The following is a 20,100-nucleotide window of genomic DNA, read 5'->3' on the forward strand; positions in this document are numbered from 1 at the left end:
GAGGTAACGCGATGAAAACCTGGCTCTGCATCATCTGTGGCCTGATCTACGACGAAGCCAAAGGCTGGCCCGACGACGGCATCGCCCCCGGCACCCGCTGGGAAGATGTGCCCGAGGACTGGCTGTGCCCTGAGTGCAAGGTCGGCAAGGCCGACTTTGAAATGATCGAACTGAGCACTCCGATTGCTGCTGTGGCGGCGGCGCCGGTCATCCAGGCGCAACCTGTGGTCGTCGCCCGCCCGGCGCAACCGGTGGTCATAATCGGTAGCGGCCATGCCGGCTATGGCCTGGCACAAGCCCTGCGCAAGGCCGACCCGCAGCTGGAGATTCGCGTACTGACCCAAGAGTCGGGGCATATCTACTCCAAACCTGCCTTGTCGATCGCCCTGGCCCAAGGGCGCACTGCTACAACCCTTGCAACTGAAAGCCCGCTGGCGATCGAGCAGCGATTGGGCATTCGAATCTATGCCGGATGCAAGGTCGAGCGTATTGATACCCAGGCGCGACGGCTGCATACCAGCCTAGGCGAAATGGACTACGGCCAACTGGTACTGGCCAGCGGTGCTTCTGCGGTGCGGTTGCCTATCGAGGGGTGCGCCGAGGCGCTGCTCAGCGTCAACAACCTGCACGATTACCAGGCGTTCCGCCAACGTCTCAAAGATGTAAAGAGCGTGGCAATTCTGGGTGACGGGTTGATTGGCTGCGAGTTCGCCAACGATATGGCGAGCAATGGCTACAAGGTGCGGGTGATCGGCCTGGGCGCCTGGCCCATGGAGCGCCTGCTGCCCGAGGCGGCAGGCCAGCACTTGCAGCAGGCGCTTTCGGGCCTTGGCGTGCAATGGAATCTGCGCACCACCTTGCAGCGCATCGAGCGCAACAGCGACGGCTACCAACTGACTCTGGCCGACGGTCAAGTGGTCGAGGCAGACCTGGTGCTCAGCGCAGTGGGCTTGCGCCCCAACCTTGAACTGGCGCTAGAGGCCGGCCTGGACTGCGGCCGGGGGATCAAGGTCGATGCACAACTGCAGACCTCGCACCCGGGCATATACACCTTGGGTGACTGCGTCGAGATCAATGGCCAGTTGCTGCCCTACCTGGCGCCGATCAACGAGGGTATTCGTGCCCTGGCCAAGACGTTGCTGGGTCAACCGACCGCTGCCCAATACCCACTGGCGCCTGTGACCGTGAAAACCCCGGTTGCCCCACTGTGCCTGCTGACGCCACCCGGTGACTGTCAGGGGCAATGGCGTTGCGATCCGACCAGCGATGGATTGAGCGCGGCGTTCCACGACCACGCCGGTGCCCTGCGCGGGTTCGTGCTGCTCGGGCGCCAGGCGCAACTGCAACGTAATACCTGGCTGCAAAGCTGCCAGGACACCCAGCAACATGTGGCCTGAGGCCGAACCATGAACAGTATTGTCAATCTGCCTCACGACGACCGCAGCTGCGGTTGGTACGCCGCGCTGCCTGAGCCGGCACCGAGCAAGCGCCTGAGCGGCGAACAGAATGCCGACCATGTAGTGATCGGTGCAGGCTTCGCCGGGCTTGCGGCCGCACGGCGGCTGGCCGAGCACCGGCCACAGGCGCGCATTATCCTGGTGGATGCCCAGCGCATCGCCTATGGCGCCTCGGGTCGCAACTCGGGCTTTGTCATCGACCTGCCGCACAAGTTCGCTCTGGAGCATCCCGACCCGCAACACAAGCAGCGCCTGCTGGGGCTGAACCGGGCCGCCATCGACCAACTGCAGACCTTGATCGACCGTCATGGCATCGAGTGCCAGTGGTCTCATGCGGGCAAGTACCAGGGCGCGGTGGGCGAGCGTGGCCAGGGCTACCTGGACCATTTCGAAAAACTCATGGCCGACCTGGGTGAGCCCTATCGCGTGGTGGAGCGTGACGAACTGGCCGGCGTACTCGGTAGCCGCTACTACAGCCGTGCTATCTATACCCCGGGTTGTTACTTGATGCAGCCTGCCGCCCTGGTCCGTGGCCTGGGTGGTGCGCTGCCGGCCAACGTCGAAGTGCTTGAAGAGTCGCCCATCCGCTCACTCGAGAAAGACCCCAGCGGCAAGTGGCTGCTGCGCGGCGATAACGGACTGATCCGTACCCCGCAGGTATTGCTGGGCACGAGCATTTTCACCCAGGAGTTCGGTTATCTGCGCAACCGCCTGCTGCCGGTGATGACCTTCGCCAGCTGGACACGGCCGCTGAGCGATGCCGAGATGGCAGCAATCGGCGCCCAGGCCGACTGGGGGCTTACCCCTGCCGACCACGCCGGTACCACGGTGCGCATGACCCAGGACCGACGCCTGATCATTCGCAATACCTACAAGCACGTTCCTCGCTACGGCCGTAGCATCACCGATACCGCCCGCAACAATATTCGCGATGATCATCGCAAGGCGTTCGAGGCGCGCTATCCACAACTCAAACAGGTGCCGTTCACGCATACCTGGGGCGGTGCCTATGCGATCTCGCGCAACTTCACCAATTACTTCGGTCAACTCGATGACGGCGTCTACGCAACCGCCTGCGACAACGGCGTTGGTGCCGCCTGGGGCACCATTTCCGGCACGCTGCTGGCCGACATGGCAGTGGGCGCGGACTCGCGGCAATTGAGCGACATCCGCGCCGTGACCGGGATGCCCTCACGCAACCCGCCTGAGCCGTTCCTGGGCCTGGGCGTGCGCACTCGGATTCGCTGGGCAGCGTTCAACAGCAGGCGCGAAGTATGAGCCGCGTGCCGAGCGGCAAAGGCCCGGTACGACTGGTCGATCATCGCGACCTGGATTTTGCCCAGCGTGGCGGCCCGCCGGGTGACGCATGGGTCGCACGCGCCATCAGCAACGAAGTGTCGCCCAACCTGGGCATCGGCTTTGCCCGCTGGGCAGGTGCCGAAGTGGCCTGGACGGTGCTTTACGACGAAGTGATTTTCGTCATCGAGGGCTGCTTTGAGCTCCAGGCCAACGGCGAGCTGTATCGGGTATCGCCTGGCCAGGTGTTGTGGATTCCCGAAGGCACGCAACTGGTTTATGCAGGCCACGCGCTGTTCGGCTATGTGGTGTACCCGGGCGACTGGAAACAGCGTCACGGCCTTGCCTGACTACCGACCCTCTCCCTGGGGAAGCCAATTGTTCGCACTAAGTAAAAGGTTCGGCACGATTTATGTCGCTGCCTTGTTGATGCAACTGGGCTCCAGCCTGCTGATGACCTACCTGGCCCTGCGCCTGGATGCAGCCGGAGTGGCACAGTTGTGGGGCGGCGCGCTGATGGCCGCAAACGCGTTGGGGATGGAGTTCGGAGCCCGCTCCGGCTACTGGCTGATTGGCCTGGCCGGCCATGCGCGGGCCTTTGTGGTGAGCGCCGGGGTGATAGTGACTGCGGTGCTCACGCACCAGCTCAGTGATGGCTTGCCGCTGTGGCTTGCCCTACGGTTTATCGTGGGGGCAGCGATGATGTGCCAGTTGATGGTCATCGAGAGCTGGCTCAACGACTGTGCTCCGGTTAACCGGCGAGGCGGCGCCATGTCGCTGTACATGGTGGCCAGCTATGTCGGCATGATGCTTGGCCAGCTGATGCTGAGCCTCGGAGATGGGTTGCATACACTGGCGCTGACAGGCGTGGCCATTGCCTTTGCTATTGGCTTGATCCCAGTGGCCCTGCACAGCGGTGCCCAGCCGAGCGGTATCAGCCAGGCTCGGATCAAACCGATGTTGTACCTGCGCAGGCTTCCTCAATCGTTGTTCACGATCCTAGCTTCGGGGTTACTGAACGGTTGCCTGTATGGGCTGACCCCGATCTTCGCCGCGCAACTGGGCTTTACCCCGGCGCAGGTTGGGCAGTTCATGGCCATCAGCATCGCCGCCGGGCTGCTGGCGCAGCTGCCGCTGGGTAAACTGTCTGATCATTTTTCGCGCATCACGCTGATCCGGGCTACGGCCTTATTGCTGTGCATCGCTTACCTGCCGCTGGCTCTGGGCCTGGCATCAGGACAGCTGTGGATAATTTTGGCGGGCGCCACCATCGGTTTCTTGCAGTTCTGCCTGTATCCACTGGGTGTGGCGCATGCCAACCACAATCTGGAGCCTGAGCTGCGTGTAGCGGTGGCTGGGGTATTGCTAATGACGTTTGGCATTGGCGCCACCATCGGGCCCTTGATTGCCAGTGCGATGATGGAGCAATCCGGGCCGCAGGCGCTTTATATCTTCAGCATTGGCGTGGCGGCGATGGTGACGTGTTTTATAAGAGAGAAGCGCAGCGTGGGTGGGTCACTGGCAGGGGCAGCATAGCCTTAGGTGTGCATGTTGCGTTTTCCGCTGGGCGAACAACTGCAGGCTGTCGCAGTAGCTACGCCAGTTCCCGCCTGGGGGTGTCTGCTCATCCAAGATGAGTACACCCATCATCGAAGGGTTGCGATATATTCGGAAAAGCGTATATTCGAAAAAACATATAGGCGCGGATTGGCAAGATCCGCGTCCTGTTTGTTTGTACCGCAAACGCAGCTCGCTCGCCGCTCGCCAAGCTTTGCTCCGGCACACGAACCCTGTGCATTTCACGCTTTCAGCGCAGCGACCAGTGACAAACACGATGCCTTCCGACACACCCTTCACGAGATCCATGAGCGCATCAAGATGTTCGTCCTTGTGAAGACCAAATACTGAGTAACCCATGACTGACTCGCTGACCCCTACCAAGGTCTTCAAATGCCTCGCCGACGAAAACCGCATTCGGATGATGCTGCTGATCGCACGCGAGGAAGAACTCTGCGTCTGTGAACTGACCTGCGCGCTGGAAGAAAGCCAGCCAAAGGTTTCCCGCCACTTGGCGCAGCTTCGCACCTGTGACCTGCTGGAAGACCGCCGCCAGGGCCAGTGGGTTTATTACCGGCTGCATCCATCGCTTCCCGCCTGGGTACGTGAGGTCCTGGCAACGACGCTGGAGGCCAACCGTGAATGGCTGAGTACCAGCACCAAACGACTGGACTCCATGGGTGACCGCCCACAACGCGTCGCCTCGTGCTGCTGATCCTTGCCGAGAAGAACCGATGAAAGTTCTGTTCCTCTGCACAGCCAATAGCCGCCGCAACACCCTCTGCGAGACCGCTTTCAGCCACCTGGCGCCTTGTCTCAGGAGTAAATCATGACCGAACACCACATCCCCAACATCGACAACGACCTGGTCGACCTGCTGACCGCAGACAAACTGGCAGTCGAGCAAAAGTCCACCCATAAGCCTCGCATCCTGCTGCTGTACGGATCGACCCGAGAACGCTCGTTCAGCCGCCTGCTGACGGAAGAAGCAGCACGCCTGCTGGAGCACTTCGGTGCCGAAACGCGAATTTTCAATCCGTCCGGCCTGCCATTGGCGGACGACGCCCCCGATGACCACCCCATGGTCAAGCAGCTGCGCGATCTGGTGCTGTGGTCCGAAGGCATGGTCTGGTGCTCGCCAGAACGCCACGGTGCAATGACCGGCGTGTTCAAGTCGCAGATCGACTGGATTCCACTGAGCATGGGCGCCGTGCGCCCGACCCAAGGCAAAACCCTTGCGGTGATGCAGGTCTGCGGTGGCTCGCAGTCGTTCAACGTGGTCAACCAGCTGCGTGTCCTCGGCCGCTGGATGCGCATGTTCACCATCCCTAACCAGTCGTCCGTGCCGAAGGCCTATCTGGAATTCGACGAGGCGGGCCGCATGAAACCCTCTTCGTACTACGACCGTGTCGTCGACGTTATGGAGGAGCTGGTGAAGTTCACCCTGCTGCTTCGTGACCGCTCCGACTACCTGGTCGATCGCTACTCCGAGCGCAAGGAGTCGGCAGAGGAACTATCCAAGCGTGTCAATCAACGATCCATTTGAGGCTTTCTGAGCAGGCAACTGCACCCGTATTCCGTGCTGGCAACGCTGCGCACGTTGGATACATCAACCAGTTCAGCGTCACCCTCTGACCATTCGTTAATCGCGATTCCGAGAACAAGAACATGGCTATCAAAGTAGGTATCAATGGGTTTGGCCGTATTGGTCGCTTGGCGCTTCGCGCGTCCTGGGACTGGCCGGAATTCGAGTTTGTGCAGATCAATGACCCGGCCGGTGACGCCGAGACCCATGCCCATCTGATCAACTTCGATTCGATCCACGGACGCTGGCACCGTGAAGCTCGCGCAGAAGGTGACGCGGTAGTGATCGAAGGCAAGCGCATCAAGGTCACCGCGAACAAGACCATCACAGACACCGACTGGTCGGGCTGCGACCTGGTCATCGAGGCCAGCGGCAAGATGAAGTCGGTAGCCGTGCTCCAGGCCTACCTGGGTCAGGGCGTCAAACGTGTGGTGGTCTGCGCTCCAGTGAAGGAGAAAGGCGCACTGAACGTGGTGATGGGCGTCAACCAGCACCTGTTCGACCCGGCGCAGCACCGTATCGTCACCGCCGCTTCTTGCACCACCAACTGCCTGGCCCCGGTGGTCAAGGTAATTCACGAGAACCTGGGCATCCGCCACGGCTCGATCACCACCATTCACGACCTCACCAATACCCAGAGCATCCTCGATACACCGCACAAGGACCTGCGGCGCGCGCGTGCCTCGGGCATGAGCCTGATACCGACCACCACAGGCTCGGCCACCGCAATCGCCGAGATCTTCCCCGAGCTGCGCGGCAAGCTGAATGGTCACGCCGTGCGTGTACCGCTGGCCAATGCCTCGCTGACCGACTGCGTGTTCGAAGTGGAACGACAGACGACGGCTGAAGAGGTCAACGCGCTGCTGAAAGCCGCTGCCGAAGGGCCGCTGAAGGACATCTTGGGCTACGAAGAGCGCCCCTTGGTGTCCATCGACTACCGCACCGATCCACGGTCCTCGATCATCGATGCGCTGTCCACCCTGGTGGTCAATGGTTCCCAGGTGAAGATCTACGCCTGGTACGACAACGAGTGGGGCTACGCCAACCGTGCAGCTGAGCTGGCACGCTTGGTCGGCGCAGCGGAGTAAACAGCGATCATGAAGGCGTTGTCAGCCCTGCCTGCACAAGTGCGTCAGTACCTGCTGGTTACCGGCAATTACTGGGCCTTCACCCTCACCGACGGCGCATTGCGCATGCTGGTGGTACTGCACTTCCATTCGCTGGGCTACACGCCGCTGCAGATCGCGGCGCTGTTCCTGTTCTACGAAGTGTTCGGCGTGATCACAAACCTGGTGGGCGGTTACCTCGGCGCCCGCCTGGGGCTCAACCGCACCATGAACATCGGCCTTGGCATGCAGGTTGTGGCCTTGCTGATGCTCACGGTACCGGCAACCGGGCTGACGGTGCCGTGGGTGATGGCCGCCCAGGCGCTATCCGGCATCGCCAAGGACCTGAACAAGATGAGCGCCAAAAGCTCCATCAAGCTCCTGGTGCCGGACAGCCAGCAAGGCACGCTCTACAAGTGGGTGGCCATCCTCACGGGCTCCAAGAACGCGCTCAAAGGCGTCGGCTTCTTCCTCGGGGGAGCACTGCTTGCGCTGCTTGGTTTCACCCTGGCGGTGCTGGCCATGGCAGCAGTACTGGCTCTGATCTGGATCGGCAGTTTGATGCTGCTGAAAAAGGACTTGGGCAAAGCCAAGGCCAAACCGAAGTTCCGCGACATGCTGTCCAAGAGCAGGGCGATCAACATCCTCTCGGCCGCACGGCTGTTTTTGTTCGGTGCCCGGGACGTCTGGTTCGTGGTGGCACTGCCGGTGTACCTGAGCTCTGCGTTTGGCTGGGACTTCTGGCTGGTCGGTGGTTTCTTGGCCACGTGGGTAATCGGCTACGGCATCGTCCAGTCGCTTGCTCCTCACATCACCGGCAAGAAGCGCGGTCATGTGCCCGATGGCAGAGCGGCCTTCATCTGGGCAATCGCCCTGGCCGGGCTCCCTGCGCTCATAGCCGTGGGCCTGTCGGCAGGCTGGTCGGCGCCGGTAGTGCTGCTCGGTGGGCTGATGCTGTTCGGCGTGCTGTTCGCGGTTAACTCATCGCTGCACAGCTACCTGATCGTCAGCTATGCCAAGGAAGACGGCGTCTCCTTGGATGTAGGCTTCTACTACATGTCCAACGCCCTCGGTCGCTTGGTCGGCACGTTGCTGTCAGGTTGGGTGTTCCAAGCTTATGGGTTAGAGGCTTGTTTGTGGGTCTCCAGCATCTTCGTATTGGCTGCCGCACTCATCTCGACCGGATTGCCTCTCGCACAGCCATCAAGCGGAAGTACGGGGAGTTCACACCCAAAGATCTAAAAGTAAGGGAGCCAGTAGCGGCTCCCTCTGATCAACACCAATTTTGACCGTCCTGCGACAGTTCTCTAAAACCAATTGGATTTAGAGAATTAAAACTGTCGCGGACGCATCACAGTTTTCGCAGCCTGCAGCCTCGTTAAGAGAAATCGCAAAACTGTCGCGATCACCTAAAATGCCAATCCAGACGGATACTTTAGAGAATTAAAACTGTCTCAGCCAGAAACGACGCGGCTTTCAAGCGCGCTCAAGAAGACCGGCGGCTGGTCGGCCGCCGGTCGTAGAGTCATCGACGAGGGATGAAATAGGCAACGTGACCGATGGTCATCAACCAGACGTGGGTTGAACTATCAATCGGGGTGTCACCTGGGAATAGCAACATGGTGAACATGGGCCGATTCTCCGGCCAGGGGCGAGGGTCAAAGCCGGGATTGACTTATGACTATCCTGACTACGTATTTACAGGTGTTGATTCCATGTTGACGAATCCAGACGAAAAATCGCCCCCGGCTTAGCCGGGGCTTACGCTTGCGCTCAGGTTTGGGATTGCGGGGAATTGTCTTCCTTATGGCCACGGATCAGAAGCAGCAAAACTGTGGCTACCTGCAGAGGTTGCTTTTGCAGGCAGCCAGTGACCAACGCTCAATCCCTCTGGAACTGCGTTACGCTTTCGGGTGACAAATGTAATTACCGCTTCGCAGGAAGGTTTCATGCTTGTTCGGCGAGTAGACGCTCAAGGTGCCTTGCTCGTTGGCGGCGATGTGTTTCCAGGTGCCTTCTTCGAGAACCAGTTCCGCAAAGATTTCCCCTGATTGACTTACATAGAGCGTTTCTCGGCCCCACTTCGTCGAGAACAGGCTCATATCCTGCAAATGCGCACAGTCACTGATGCGAATATCCTTGGACTGAAGCTTCCACTCGTAGCCATTTTTGTCGGACGTCATGACGCAGTCCGAGTAGAAGCACATAAACTTCTGGCCCACGCGCGTGATGAGCGGCACACCGTAATGGTCGTCCTCATTGGCCCAAGTGCAGTTTCTCCAGCCCTTCCCAGCAACGTAGTAGCTGACAAAAGAAGCTGCATTGTTCTTCTTCTTCGACGTGGTATAGAACCAGTCGTACTTGCAGAACGCTAGCAGCGTATTCCCACCTGGTAATGGCTGGAGGCTCTCCACCACAACACCTTCCGAGAAGCTCGGTGTGTCCTCCCAGCGTTGCCACTGATTGTCGAGGTTCGCCGTGCAGAAGACGGCTATCTTGTCGAAGTTGTTGGTCTTGGTCGAATCGAAGATCAGGCCTTTTTCAACGTAGGCGTATTCTCTGCGCTCCTTGAAGCGCCATAGCCAGAGACCATTGAAGTAAACGATTTCATCGGTGCAGGTAAATTCGTAGCCCGGCACATCAGGGAAATGACTCTGTTTCCAGTTCTGCGCATCCCGGGAGTAATAGAAGCCATCGCTGTAGCCCGCCACAGCGATCCACATGCCGCCCACATAATCCAGTTTGCTGATGTAAGGCGAGTCTTCGCCGGCGCTGAGGCGCACAGTGTGCCAGTGCTCACGGTCGAGGCTGCGATAAACCCGGTTGGCGTTATCGACGATCAGCCATGTGGCGCCATCGGTCTTGATAGACTGAATCTTCTCAGGGTCGCAGGGCGGGTGTTCTACCTGCCTCCATTCGATGCTGAACAGATGATCACGGCCGTCCTTGTCGAAGGTGACCGACTGTTTGGCCAGTTTTTCTTGCTGTTTTTGTGCGATCCGTTCGGCGCTTTGTTTTGCTTTGCTTTCGACCACCGACTCGTCGAATCGCCCTTCCATAAAGAGCCAAAGCTGTTTGGCAACATCCTCACAGGCTTCGGAAAAGGACGTAAGCGTGTTGCCCAATTGCTGGTCGAAGTGATTGAACTGATCGTACCAGTCTTCGTTGGTTGCGGAGTTGTCCAACTCGAAATCGGCGTAGCCGCACTCGTCCTTGAACGTAATCGAGGCCAAGCCCCAGCGCGACAGCACACGATTTCCCTGATTCAACGTACTCGAATGTGCAGAGATGAACGCACTGATTTTCTTGCGCATTTCGTTCAGTGTAGATAGGCAAGAGCTGCGACCGATCGTATAGGCGGCGCCGCCCACTTTTGTGCTGACCTTGCTCAGGAACGAGTCATCCCAAGCGTCCATGAAGTACGAATACTCCGACGCTTTCATGGTCGCCTTGCTAAGCTCGAGCGAAAGATGAACGGCGTCGAAACTGATGCTGCTCAACTGTGTTTTGATCTCGGAGAACGCTCTGTCGAAGCGCAACTCGCGGTAACGCACGATGTTCTTCCAGCCGCGCGTCTGTGCCTGCAGCTTCTCGGCGGCAGCGAGTATGTTCTGCTCATCCTGCTCGGTGAGCATCGCCAGCATGCGGGGGAATTGCTCTTTGAACTGGGTGGGCTTGAGCGCATTCAGGATCCGCAGTACCTGTGGGCCTTCGATCGCTTTCTGGCAAAGCGTCAACAAGTAGAACGCATCGATCAGCCAGGTATAAGTGTTGTCATCGCCCTTGAGCAAATTTTGCAGGACCGGCGAGTAGTCCTGAGCCTTGCGAGGATTGTCCGCCAGGGCTGCAATTTCCACTGGCACTTGCGGGCACCCGGCTTTGTGCGCCAGCAACTCGAGAAATTCTCGGCCCTGTCTGTTCAAGGACTGCGAGTTCTCGATGCAGAGCGCGAACAGCAACATGTAGCTGTGTCGGGCTTCATGATCGGCGTTGGTGTCGAAGAAGGTGTGAGCGCGGATATCCGGTAAGGACGACACCAGCGCAACCGGTTCCCCGTGAGCGTCTTCGACGATGTCGTCGGGCAAGGCGTTCAGACCGTGCTGATCCTTGTAGATATCCAGGGTCAACAGACTGCCGCCGATGATTTCCTCGATCAAGTCGCGCATCTGGTATTGGGTATAAAGACCGGAAAACGCCTTGCCGAAGAATCTGGAAATGATACGCTCGCGTTTTTCGTCGCTGTCACACACCTCACCGTCCGAGACCATGTCGATGATGCGATCGTACTCGTCGGAAAGGTAATACAGTGAGTTGAATGCCAGTCCCGAAATGTTCTTCTGGATGAAGTAGGAATCGGCCGTGTGGCCCTCGAACGAAAGCTCAATGATAGCGCGATAGCGCTCGATGCTGGTGGCTTCGATCTGGTCGATCAGGTCGATGATGAAGCTCAATAGTTCAACTTCTTCATCGCAGTCAACGTCCAGCTTTTCCAGGGTGACGATCAGGTGGTTGATGTCCTGTGTGGTCAGCATTACACCGGGGTGACTGCGCATGAAATCATAGGCGAGGTTCAGCACCAGCAACGCCTTGGGCATTGATTTGAAGCGACGCTTGTTCGCTTCAATGTTCAACGACCATTGGTGAAAGCTGGTGTTGTTCTCAACCCGGATCAACCGCCGGTTGATCTTGTCGACCGCCTGGAACAGGAATTCGCGGGTTTCGATGATGTATTCGTTCATCGTGCCCAGATTGTTGCGGATTACCGCGATGCTCTGGGCATTGATTAGATTCTGCTGCTGCAGTTGCTTGAGGTAGTGCCAGGCGAACTTCTGCATGTGCAGCGCATCAAGCTGATTCAGCAATTGGTTCTGACGATTCTTGCCGCTAAATGCACCCGCAAAGCGCTTGAAGAATCCGCTGTCGGCTTGTTGTTTCAAGCGCTCCTCGCTGCACGTGATCAGCCGTGATGCATCCACAGCCAACTGCTGGGTCAGTGCGGCATTGTTCCGGTGCTGAGCGACGAGCGCTTCTACCGCTTCTTGCTCTGAAGCATCCAGCTGCTGATTGAAGATTTCCTTGGGTGCTGCTTCGACCGTTTCGTTCATTGAGATGTGCCTTAAAGACTATCAATCAGGTTTTTCAGCTGCGTGCTTTGGGCTGCCATAGTCTTCACCTGGCCGGCAAAGTGGCGCTCGGCTAGATACAGCCCTTTGTGGAATTCGGCATAGAACGATTGCGACATCTGCAGGTATTCCAGCGATTCGTGCATGACCATCGCGTTGCTCGTCACGTGTTCGGTGGCTTCCAGTGTCAGACGGAAGCTTTTCTCAATGTGGTTATCGACCGCGATGCTCATGGCCATCGTGGTGATCAAGCCGCCGATGATGCCGCCGACCAACGCACCGATCGGCCCACCAAGGGCACCGACCGCAGCGCCCACCGAACTGCCGACCACAGCGGCGCCGGTTTGCAGCAAGTTGTGGCCTGTTCGGGTTTCGAGTTCTTCGCCAGTGATCTTGCCCGCCGCGAACAGCACCACGTTCTGCACCACATCCACTGCACACACCGCCGCCGCCGCTACGCCGTTGTTGGCAAACGCGCGCTTGAAGGCCGTGCCTGCGAACAACGTCGGCAGGTTGCGGGCTGTGATGCTGACCGTCGCCGTGGCGATACCCGCTTTCAGGGCGCTGTCACCCGCGGCGATTGCAGTGTTCTGCAAAATCTGAACAGTGGCTTGTTCTACGGTGATATCGCCGTCACGCACGCGTTTAATCGACTGGAACGTATTGATGCTGCCCGCGATGACGGTGGTGATCACCGCTGCCGAGCCTGCTGCGCGCAAGCTTTGCTGCACGGTGGCTTTGTTCAGGTAACCGTTCTGCATATTTTCATGCAGCTCTTTACCGGTTTTGCTGCCACTGCCCACCTGTTCGGCTTCCCGCTTGCTCAGCGGCGTCGATTGGACGCCCTCTACGTCAAGATTGGCCGTGGTCTTGTCACGCACTTTTTCAGCAGCATTAGCCACTTCCGGACGCGTGTGTTGGTTGCGCTGCATATCACGTTTGGCAGCGTCCTTGATCTGCTCGATCTGGTCCGCCGGGCCGATGAACGCATCGCTGTCCTGATACCGATGAACGCCATCTTTGGTAGACCTGAAAGCCTTTTGGGTGGCATCGCCATTCTTGAAGTACTTCAGTTGGGCACCGAGCAATTGCTCATCACCCTTCATCACGACGATGTCGTGAGTCGTATGGTTTTTGGCAAGCGGGGTGTTGCTGAAGTTATCGGTGAAGGCCCGGACGTCCTTGTCTTTGAGGATGGCGTCCAGGTTGAACGATTCGGCATGCCAGGTCTCGGCCGCGAAACCGCCCTTGATCGCGCTGTTTTGCGCGGTTCCGGCAATCTTGTCGATAATGGCGTTCGCGTGATTGATCTCGTTCAGCATGTGACCAATTTTCTCCGATGCCTGTGCAGGCCAGATCGGGCAGAGGCTGACCGAATTGCTCAATGCCCTTGTACGTTCGTTGCCCATGGAGCTTCCTTGGCCTCATCAAAATGTGGGGTTGATCGTGCCGCTGGTGGTCATCAAATGCCGGTTGAGCTGACATCGGCATAAAGGGTGCGCAGGTTATTCAGCTTCTGGTGAATTTCATCGACCCAGACCTGAGGCGCATAGACCCTGATGTTGTCGTTGAGCCCGAAGATCCACCACAAGGTATCCCGGTCCAGTGCCACTTGGGCATGCAAGCGTTTCCAGGTGTGGTCGGGGAGATCGCTGAGACGCTGCACATTACTCAGAGGTGTCTCGCTGAGCAGAGCGGCAATCTGCGGGTGAACATCGGCTATGAGCTCGACTTGGGCATCGGCTTGTCGATGGTTGAAAATCCCGGTATCGATGTAATCGTCAACGTCGAATGTGGCGTGCAGTTCTGCTGGTTCATCCAATACCCGCACGTCGCGGATGCGATGCAGAGCGAACTGACGAAGGTCGTCGTAGCCGTCCACCGATGCGACCAAGTAGCTGATGGCATGTCGTGACACAAGCCCAGCGGGGTGCAGTCGGAACTGCTTGAGTTCGCTTTTGCTGCGGCTCTGGTACGCCACTTCCAGTTTTCGGCGCTCCAGCAAGCCGGTTGAAACCTCGCTCCAGACTTGCGGAGCGATGCTGGCAGGCATCAAGGTTTTGCCGTTGGGTACCGTACGGACTCGCTTCGCCCAATCCGCTAGACCGTTGTTACCCAGATCGCCCAGAAAGTTTCGGGCGCGCCTGAACTGGGGGCCGAGTTGGTCCAGCACAGTTTGCGGGAGCAATGTGGTCAGATGCCGTTCGGAGAGATAGAGCGCCAACGCTGTCGGGGTGTCCATGTCTTCCAGCCTCAGCGGCGCGTCGCGGGTGAAACTCCAGCGGAAGGGAATTTCACTCTCGTCGCACTGCAGAGAGAAGGGAATGGACAACCGGTTCAGGTCGCGCTGAACAGAACGCAACGTCACTGCAAAGCCCTTGTCCCGGAGCTTTTCCAGCAGCGTTGGTGTGGCGATACGCTGCGGCTCGGTGGGGATCAAACGCAACAACGCGAACAGCCGGAGCAGCGTGTCCTTCGCTTGTGACATGGCAACTATCCTGTAGGCCGGAATCAACGAGTGGTCACCATTCTGGCGCCAAATTAACATTGATATTACGAAACTTGATGGCTCTGTGCCATCCCTGGTGTTGGCCCTGCCACTAAAGTTTCGGCAGGGCCTGCGCCTGGTCAACTGGGTGCGCGACGGTTATGGGCATTGCGTTTCAGATCGCTGTATTCGCGATAGAACGCGTAGCCTTTTTGCAGAACGACACATAGTCCGATCACTGCAAGCAGGTTTTTCATGAGTGGCTCCTTTATTTGCAGCCATTGTCTTCAATGGCGCGACAATCTGTGTCGCGCCCTCTCTCGTCTTCGAGTGCGAGAAACTCTTCAAGGCGCGCCTTGAACACCTCTTTTTGAGTTGCCTCGCGGCATCCGAGCGACAGCGCTTGGCAGGTCGGACAGTGCGTGGGAGGCGGAACGGTTGGCCGTGAGTCACACCCAGGCAAAATGGTCGCTTTCCACGAACACTCAGGACAAACAAGGGTGAAAGGGCGCGATATGAGCATGATGACTTCCGGCAATCTTCGGTGCTGCAAGATTGCTTTGCGGGGGCGACAGGCCATGTCGCCGGTAATCCGAGCTCTTTAGAAGGGAAGTAGGTGGCGCAGAGTGCAATCAAGGGGAGGAGAATCAAAGGGGCCGGTTGTGACTTGGCCTAATGATTTTTGAGACCTTCTTAGGGCGCTGTGAATCACTGTTTGAAAATATCTACATCAGATTTTCGGAGCTGTAGATAAAGATTTCGATCGACAAATGAACGGAGCGATTCATCAGGTTGGATTCGCAGCAGCATGGCTGGTCGGTGTCTACAGATTAGGGAGGATGGGAGCTCAGGCGAATGGCCGGTGGAACCGCAGGAAACGATGAGACAGACCTCACCGGCTCCTGCGACAGTTTTAATTCTCTAAAACCACAATAGTGTTGCCGATTAATAAACTTTGTCACAAAGTCTCTTGCATTTCGCGGCCTAGCGAGGAGGCTGCTTCTAGGGAAGCAAAAATAAAGGTTGTCACAAAGCATAATTTTTCAAAATTTCTCGGGCTTTTTCGTTTAATAAAGGTTGTCACAGCAAAGGTTCAGCCAGAAAAAATCACAGGAAGGACCCCGTGCTAAAACCCCAAAAAAATTATGATGGTATCTTTTTGGGGCGTGGTAACCGGTGCGAGCGCTCCTGGCTGGGAGCCCCCTACAAATCGTTGGGTTGGGCATGGATTTCTCTGAGATACATCTTGGAGGGGTTGCTGCTTTTCCGAGCGCAGACGCGCCAACCAGACTGACTGTTTTCCGCTACCAGGCAGGTTTAAAACCGTCCAAGGATACGCCTGTATCCTCACTCATGAAGTCGCTCAATCATGCCGGGCCCAGGGCTCGCCATCTTCAGGGCGCCGCAGGACTCAGTGAAATTCGTGGAGGCGAGTTCCCTGAGGTGACACCGAGTTCATGTCGCCAGATCCTTCACCATATAGACCGCAGAGGTCGGACAAAGGCTCTTGAACTCCTCCGAACTGGAAATTGCCTTTGGGGCTTGAGATCGGTCTCTGTGCTCATATCCCCGAGCCTCGAAGAAGTCGGGTGCTGTTGTGGTCAGCAGATGAAGGCTCTGGGCTCCGTCAGCTTCCGCTATTCGCTCAAGTGCTCTGAGCAGCAGGGTACCGATCCCTGACTTTCGCTGGGCCGGTACGACAACCAGTGAGCGAATCAGACGAGTCCGACCAGTTCCTTCAATGCCCCCGTATCCCAGCTCCGTTTCTCCCCGATGAAAGGAATAGAACATTCGGTCGGGCTGCAAAAGGTCTTGGGTCGGCAAGCCCGCTGCAGTCAGATGCGCAGCCAGGCCTTGGATTTGATCGGTACCAAGCAATCGGACAGAGATATCAGACTGGTTCATTGGGGACTCTGGGGATGGTATCGACGGCCAGTATAGGGCCCAAAGCGAGGGCTTTTTCCAGTTTTATGACGTCCCGTAAGGCGAGGCGAGTGTAAATATCTGCTTTACCGTATATTCGAATTGGCATATATTCGGATTTCCAGATATTGGCCGTACACGCATTCCCCAGGAGGTCACATGCGGGAAACACTGACTCCCCCCATCGTTTTCAAATGCCTGGCTGATGACACCCGGGCCCGGATGACCCTGCTGATCGCCCGTGAAGGCGAACTCTGTGTCTGCGAACTTACCCACGCGCTGGAGCTGAGCCAGCCGAAGATCTCCCGGCATCTTGCCCAGTTGCGCGAGGCTGGAATCCTGATGGATCGCCGCAAGGGTCAATGGGTGTACTACCGACTGCACCCCGAACTGCCGCAGTGGGTGGACGCGATGCTGAAGGGAGTGGTCGATGCCAACCAGGAATGGTTGAGCCCCGATGCATTGCGCCTTGCCGAAATGGGCGAGCGGCCGCAGAGCCCTGTTGCTTGTGCTTGAGAATTCCCTTCGCTGATTGAGTTGTAGTCATGCTGATCGCATTTTTGATTTTCCTGGTGACGATCGTTCTCGTCATCTGGCAGCCCAAAGGCCTGGGCGTGGGCTGGAGCGCCGCACTGGGGGCCGTCGTGGCGCTGCTGGCGGGCGTCGTGAGCCTGTCCGATATTCCCGTGGTCTGGCAGATCGTCTGGAACGCTACCGCCACTTTCATCGCCGTCATCATCATCAGCCTGCTGCTGGATGAGGCGGGGTTCTTCGAGTGGGCGGCATTGCACGTGGCCCGCTGGGGCAATGGCAGCAGCCGCAAGCTGTTCGCCTTCATCATCCTGCTGGGCGCCGCCGTCTCGGCGCTGTTCGCTAACGACGGTGCGGCACTGATCCTGACCCCGATCGTCATCGCCATGCTGCTGGCCCTGCGCTTCTCCCCGGCGGCGACGCTGGCATTCGTCATGGCGGCGGGCTTCATCGCCGATACCGCGAGCTTGCCGCTGGTGGTGTCCAACCTGGTGAACATCGTTTCCGCCGACTACTTTGGCATTGGCTTCAGCGAATACGCCTCGGTCATGGTGCCGGTGAACCTGGTCAGCATCGCCGCCACCCTGGGAATGCTGCTGTGGTTCTTCCGCAAGGACCTGCCGCGTACCTATGAACTCGACCAACTGAAGGCTCCCGAAGCCGCTATCCGCGACAAGGCGACGTTCGTTGCCGGCTGGTGGGTGCTTGCGCTGTTGCTGGTTGGCTTCTTCGCCATCGAGCCGCTGGGCGTTCCGATCAGCGCCATCGCTGCTGCCTGTGCGCTGATCCTCTACCTGATCGCCGCGCGTGGGCACGTGATTTCAACCCGCAAGGTGCTCAAGGACGCGCCTTGGCAGGTCGTGGTGTTCTCGCTTGGCATGTACCTCGTGGTGTATGGCCTGCGTAACGCCGGCCTCACCGACTACCTGACGCAGATCCTCAATGTCTTCGCTGGCTACGGAATCTGGGGCGCATCCCTCGGGACGGGGCTGCTCGCCGCTGGCCTGTCGTCGGTCATGAACAACATGCCCACTGTGTTGGTAGGGGCCTTGTCGATCCATTCCGCCGAGGCCACCGGCATCGTGCGCGAGGCCATGATCTACGCCAACGTCATCGGCTGTGACCTCGGTCCGAAAATCACCCCCATCGGCAGCCTGGCCACCTTGCTGTGGCTACACGTGCTGGCCCGCAAGAACATCGTCATCACCTGGGGTTACTACTTCCGCACCGGCATCGTCCTGACGCTGCCGATCCTGCTTGCCACCTTGGCCGCATTGGCCATCCGCCTGAGCTTTTGAACCGGAGATACCTGATGAAAGTCTTGTTCATGTGCACCCACAACAGCTGCCGCAGCATCCTGTCCGAGGCGCTGTTCAATCACCTGGCCCCAGAGGGTATGGAAGCTGTGAGCTCGGGCAGCTTCCCAAGCGGCAAGGTCAATGAGCGGGCACTGAATACCCTGGAAGCCGCCGGTATCCCCACCGCAGGTCTTTCAAGCAAGGCCTCGGATGCCTTCGAGAGCTCTCCTCCCGACATCGTTGTCACCGTGTGCGACCGCGCTGCCGGCGAAGCCTGCCCGATCTTCTTCGGTCCATCGCTCAAAGCCCACTGGGGCCTGGCCGACCCTTCGGCGGTCACCGGGAGTGAGGCAGAAATCGAAGAAGCCTTCCAGACAACACTTGCGAAGATTGATGAGCGCGTGCGCGCCTTCATTGCGCTGCCTTTCTCGCAACTGAGCCAGGACGAACTGAAAGCCGAACTTGCCCGCATCGGCGCGCTGTAGGCCCTGGATCAATGGAGACCGAAATGAACGACCACCTGCCCAATGTCCAACCAGAACTTATTGATCTGCCGTCGCTGGAGCGGCTGGCGCCGAAGGATCCTTCCACACACAAACCGCGCATCCTGCTGCTGTACGGATCGACCCGCGAACGCTCATTCAGCCGCTTGATGGTCCAGGAGGCTGCGCGCCTGCTGGAAGAGTTCGGCGCCGAAACCCGAATCTTTGATCCTTCCGGCCTACCGCTGCCGGATGACGCTCCGGACTCTCACGAGAAGGTGCTGGAACTCCGCGAGCTGATGCAATGGTCCGAGGGCCAGGTGTGGTGCTCGCCCGAGCGTCACGGCTCAATGAGTGCTGTCTTCAAGGCGCAGATCGATTGGGTACCGCTGGCCATGGGCGCGGTTCGCCCAACCCAGGGCAAGACCCTCGCGGTGATGCAGGTATGTGGAGGCTCGCAGTCCTTTAACGTGGTGAACCAACTGCGCGTGCTTGGCCGCTGGATGCGTATGTTTACCATCCCGAACCAGTCGTCGGTGCCGAAAGCCTTCCTGGAGTTCGATGAAGCCGGGCGCATGAAGCCGTCTTCTTTCTACGATCGACTGGTCGACGTGATGGAGGAACTGACCAAGTTCACGCTCCTGCTGCGTGATCGCCAGGATTATTTGGTAGACCGCTACTCCGAGCGCAAAGAGTCGGCGGAAGAACTATCCAAGCGAGTCAATATTCGGTCTATCTGAGGTCATGAGCATGTCGCATCCTTACTCATTGAAATCGTTGCCCCATGCTCCGGGTGTGCTGATTTTTACGCCTTGTCCGGGCACCCAGACCAGCGGTCTCGCTGAAAGCCTGGATACGCTCAAGAAGGCCGGTGCCGTGGCGCTGGTTACGCTGATGTCGGACGCAGAGCTTCAGGAAAACGGAGTTGCCCAGCTTGGCGTCGCGGCCAAGCAGCATGGGTTGGAGTGGTACCAACTGCCGATCAAGGATGATCATGCTCCGGATAAAAACTTCGAGGTCGGGCTGGGAGAGATCCGCCACCAGTTGAACGCTTTGCTCGCATCCAACAAGGCCCTGGCCATCCACTGCAAGGGCGGCTCCGGCCGCACCGGGCTGTTCGCTGCCCGTCTGCTGATCGAGTCCGGAATGCCGCGCCGCGAGGCGATTGCATGGGTGCAGGATCTTCGCCCACGGGCGATTCAGAAGCCTGCGCACATCAACTACATCAACCAGTTCGGCGAAGGCTGAGCGCTC

17 protein-coding genes and 1 pseudogene are annotated in these 20,100 nt (G+C 58.4%); 14 read left to right on the forward strand and 4 right to left on the reverse strand.

Going from position 1 to position 20,100, the window contains the following annotated elements:
* Positions 1-11: 11 nt before the first annotated feature.
* The 9 genes and pseudogenes from EGJ09_RS26780 to arsJ all read left to right on the forward strand — a co-directional run.
* Positions 12-173: pseudogene (locus tag EGJ09_RS26780) on the forward strand (rubredoxin); the annotation flags it as partial.
* Entirely contained in the window at positions 162-1,397 is a 1,236-nt protein-coding gene (locus EGJ09_RS15225) for an FAD-dependent oxidoreductase (RefSeq protein ID WP_256658440.1), read from the forward strand. The pseudogene EGJ09_RS26780 and the gene EGJ09_RS15225, both read left to right, overlap by 12 nt.
* Before the next feature lie 9 nt (positions 1,398-1,406).
* Positions 1,407-2,735 carry an FAD-binding oxidoreductase gene (locus EGJ09_RS15230; protein WP_125924286.1) on the forward strand — a complete coding sequence of 443 codons (1,329 nt, stop codon included), beginning with the start codon at positions 1,407-1,409 and terminating at the stop codon, positions 2,733-2,735.
* Positions 2,732-3,103, forward strand: coding sequence for an ethanolamine utilization protein EutQ (locus EGJ09_RS15235; protein WP_125924287.1), 372 nt, complete (start codon positions 2,732-2,734; stop codon positions 3,101-3,103). Before EGJ09_RS15230 ends, EGJ09_RS15235 begins: the two co-directional genes overlap by 4 nt.
* Before the next feature lie 28 nt (positions 3,104-3,131).
* Positions 3,132-4,289 (forward strand): MFS transporter, encoded by a 1,158-nt coding sequence (locus EGJ09_RS15240; protein ID WP_125924288.1) that lies wholly within the window; start codon positions 3,132-3,134, stop codon positions 4,287-4,289.
* Positions 4,290-4,668: 379 nt separating this feature from the next.
* Entirely contained in the window at positions 4,669-5,025 is a 357-nt protein-coding gene (locus EGJ09_RS15250) for a metalloregulator ArsR/SmtB family transcription factor (protein ID WP_012316898.1), read from the forward strand.
* A gap of 114 nt (positions 5,026-5,139) precedes the next feature.
* On the forward strand, positions 5,140-5,856 hold the full coding sequence (arsH, locus tag EGJ09_RS15260; RefSeq protein ID WP_125924289.1) for an arsenical resistance protein ArsH: 717 nt from the start codon (positions 5,140-5,142) through the stop codon (positions 5,854-5,856).
* A 122-nt stretch (positions 5,857-5,978) separates the two neighbouring features.
* The gene (locus tag EGJ09_RS15265; protein ID WP_125924290.1) at positions 5,979-6,983 is read left to right on the forward strand and encodes an ArsJ-associated glyceraldehyde-3-phosphate dehydrogenase; all 1,005 of its coding nucleotides are present in this window, start codon (positions 5,979-5,981) and stop codon (positions 6,981-6,983) included.
* Positions 6,984-6,992: 9 nt separating this feature from the next.
* Positions 6,993-8,243, forward strand: coding sequence for an organoarsenical effux MFS transporter ArsJ (gene arsJ, locus EGJ09_RS15270; RefSeq protein WP_125924291.1), 1,251 nt, complete (start codon positions 6,993-6,995; stop codon positions 8,241-8,243).
* Positions 8,244-8,902: 659 nt separating this feature from the next.
* Here arsJ and EGJ09_RS15280 read toward each other — a convergent pair.
* The 4 genes from EGJ09_RS15280 to arsN2 form a co-directional block, all read right to left on the reverse strand.
* A complete protein-coding gene (locus EGJ09_RS15280) occupies positions 8,903-12,106 on the reverse strand; it encodes a hypothetical protein (RefSeq protein WP_125924292.1) in 3,204 nt (1,067 codons plus the stop codon).
* Positions 12,107-12,117: 11 nt separating this feature from the next.
* Positions 12,118-13,533: a hypothetical protein gene (locus EGJ09_RS15285; RefSeq protein WP_125924293.1), complete on the reverse strand. Its 1,416-nt coding sequence runs from the start codon at positions 13,531-13,533 to the stop codon at positions 12,118-12,120.
* A gap of 53 nt (positions 13,534-13,586) precedes the next feature.
* Positions 13,587-14,612: a YafY family protein gene (locus EGJ09_RS15290; RefSeq protein WP_125924294.1), complete on the reverse strand. Its 1,026-nt coding sequence runs from the start codon at positions 14,610-14,612 to the stop codon at positions 13,587-13,589.
* A 1,455-nt stretch (positions 14,613-16,067) separates the two neighbouring features.
* On the reverse strand, positions 16,068-16,517 hold the full coding sequence (gene arsN2 / locus EGJ09_RS15300) for an arsenic resistance N-acetyltransferase ArsN2 (RefSeq protein ID WP_023048556.1): 450 nt from the start codon (positions 16,515-16,517) through the stop codon (positions 16,068-16,070).
* A gap of 177 nt (positions 16,518-16,694) precedes the next feature.
* On the opposite strand from arsN2, the gene EGJ09_RS15305 reads away from it, so the two are divergent.
* Genes EGJ09_RS15305 through EGJ09_RS15325 form a run of 5 tightly spaced genes read left to right on the forward strand, consistent with a single transcriptional unit; the run spans position 16,695 to position 20,094 of the window.
* Positions 16,695-17,051, forward strand: coding sequence for a metalloregulator ArsR/SmtB family transcription factor (locus EGJ09_RS15305; protein WP_049695271.1), 357 nt, complete (start codon positions 16,695-16,697; stop codon positions 17,049-17,051).
* Between the two features lie 29 nt (positions 17,052-17,080).
* Complete coding sequence (locus tag EGJ09_RS15310; protein ID WP_049695270.1) at positions 17,081-18,364, forward strand: arsenic transporter; 1,284 nt, start codon at positions 17,081-17,083, stop codon at positions 18,362-18,364.
* Positions 18,365-18,378: 14 nt separating this feature from the next.
* Entirely contained in the window at positions 18,379-18,849 is a 471-nt protein-coding gene (locus tag EGJ09_RS15315; RefSeq protein WP_023048558.1) for an arsenate reductase ArsC, read from the forward strand.
* A gap of 23 nt (positions 18,850-18,872) precedes the next feature.
* Complete coding sequence (arsH, locus tag EGJ09_RS15320) at positions 18,873-19,586, forward strand: arsenical resistance protein ArsH (RefSeq protein WP_023048559.1); 714 nt, start codon at positions 18,873-18,875, stop codon at positions 19,584-19,586.
* A gap of 4 nt (positions 19,587-19,590) precedes the next feature.
* Positions 19,591-20,094, forward strand: coding sequence for a cyclin-dependent kinase inhibitor 3 family protein (locus EGJ09_RS15325; protein ID WP_080992800.1), 504 nt, complete (start codon positions 19,591-19,593; stop codon positions 20,092-20,094).
* The last annotated feature ends 6 nt before the right edge of the window (positions 20,095-20,100 follow it).

Source organism: Pseudomonas sp. p106 (genome assembly GCF_003936645.1).
GTDB classification, from domain to species: domain Bacteria; phylum Pseudomonadota; class Gammaproteobacteria; order Pseudomonadales; family Pseudomonadaceae; genus Aquipseudomonas; species Aquipseudomonas putida_E.

Coding starts and splice junctions, on each gene's coding strand:
- EGJ09_RS15225 (WP_256658440.1), top strand. CDS start 162: ATGATCGAACTGAGCACTCCGATTGCTGCTGTGGCGGCGGCGCCGGTC.
- EGJ09_RS15230 (WP_125924286.1), top strand. CDS start 1,407: ATGAACAGTATTGTCAATCTGCCTCACGACGACCGCAGCTGCGGTTGG.
- EGJ09_RS15235 (WP_125924287.1), top strand. CDS start 2,732: ATGAGCCGCGTGCCGAGCGGCAAAGGCCCGGTACGACTGGTCGATCAT.
- EGJ09_RS15250 (WP_012316898.1), top strand. CDS start 4,669: ATGACTGACTCGCTGACCCCTACCAAGGTCTTCAAATGCCTCGCCGAC.
- arsH (WP_125924289.1), top strand. CDS start 5,140: ATGACCGAACACCACATCCCCAACATCGACAACGACCTGGTCGACCTG.
- EGJ09_RS15265 (WP_125924290.1), top strand. CDS start 5,979: ATGGCTATCAAAGTAGGTATCAATGGGTTTGGCCGTATTGGTCGCTTG.
- arsJ (WP_125924291.1), top strand. CDS start 6,993: ATGAAGGCGTTGTCAGCCCTGCCTGCACAAGTGCGTCAGTACCTGCTG.
- EGJ09_RS15280 (WP_125924292.1), bottom strand. CDS start 12,106: ATGAACGAAACGGTCGAAGCAGCACCCAAGGAAATCTTCAATCAGCAG.
- EGJ09_RS15285 (WP_125924293.1), bottom strand. CDS start 13,533: ATGGGCAACGAACGTACAAGGGCATTGAGCAATTCGGTCAGCCTCTGC.
- EGJ09_RS15290 (WP_125924294.1), bottom strand. CDS start 14,612: ATGTCACAAGCGAAGGACACGCTGCTCCGGCTGTTCGCGTTGTTGCGT.
- arsN2 (WP_023048556.1), bottom strand. CDS start 16,517: ATGAACCAGTCTGATATCTCTGTCCGATTGCTTGGTACCGATCAAATC.
- EGJ09_RS15305 (WP_049695271.1), top strand. CDS start 16,695: ATGCGGGAAACACTGACTCCCCCCATCGTTTTCAAATGCCTGGCTGAT.
- EGJ09_RS15310 (WP_049695270.1), top strand. CDS start 17,081: ATGCTGATCGCATTTTTGATTTTCCTGGTGACGATCGTTCTCGTCATC.
- EGJ09_RS15315 (WP_023048558.1), top strand. CDS start 18,379: ATGAAAGTCTTGTTCATGTGCACCCACAACAGCTGCCGCAGCATCCTG.
- arsH (WP_023048559.1), top strand. CDS start 18,873: ATGAACGACCACCTGCCCAATGTCCAACCAGAACTTATTGATCTGCCG.
- EGJ09_RS15325 (WP_080992800.1), top strand. CDS start 19,591: ATGAGCATGTCGCATCCTTACTCATTGAAATCGTTGCCCCATGCTCCG.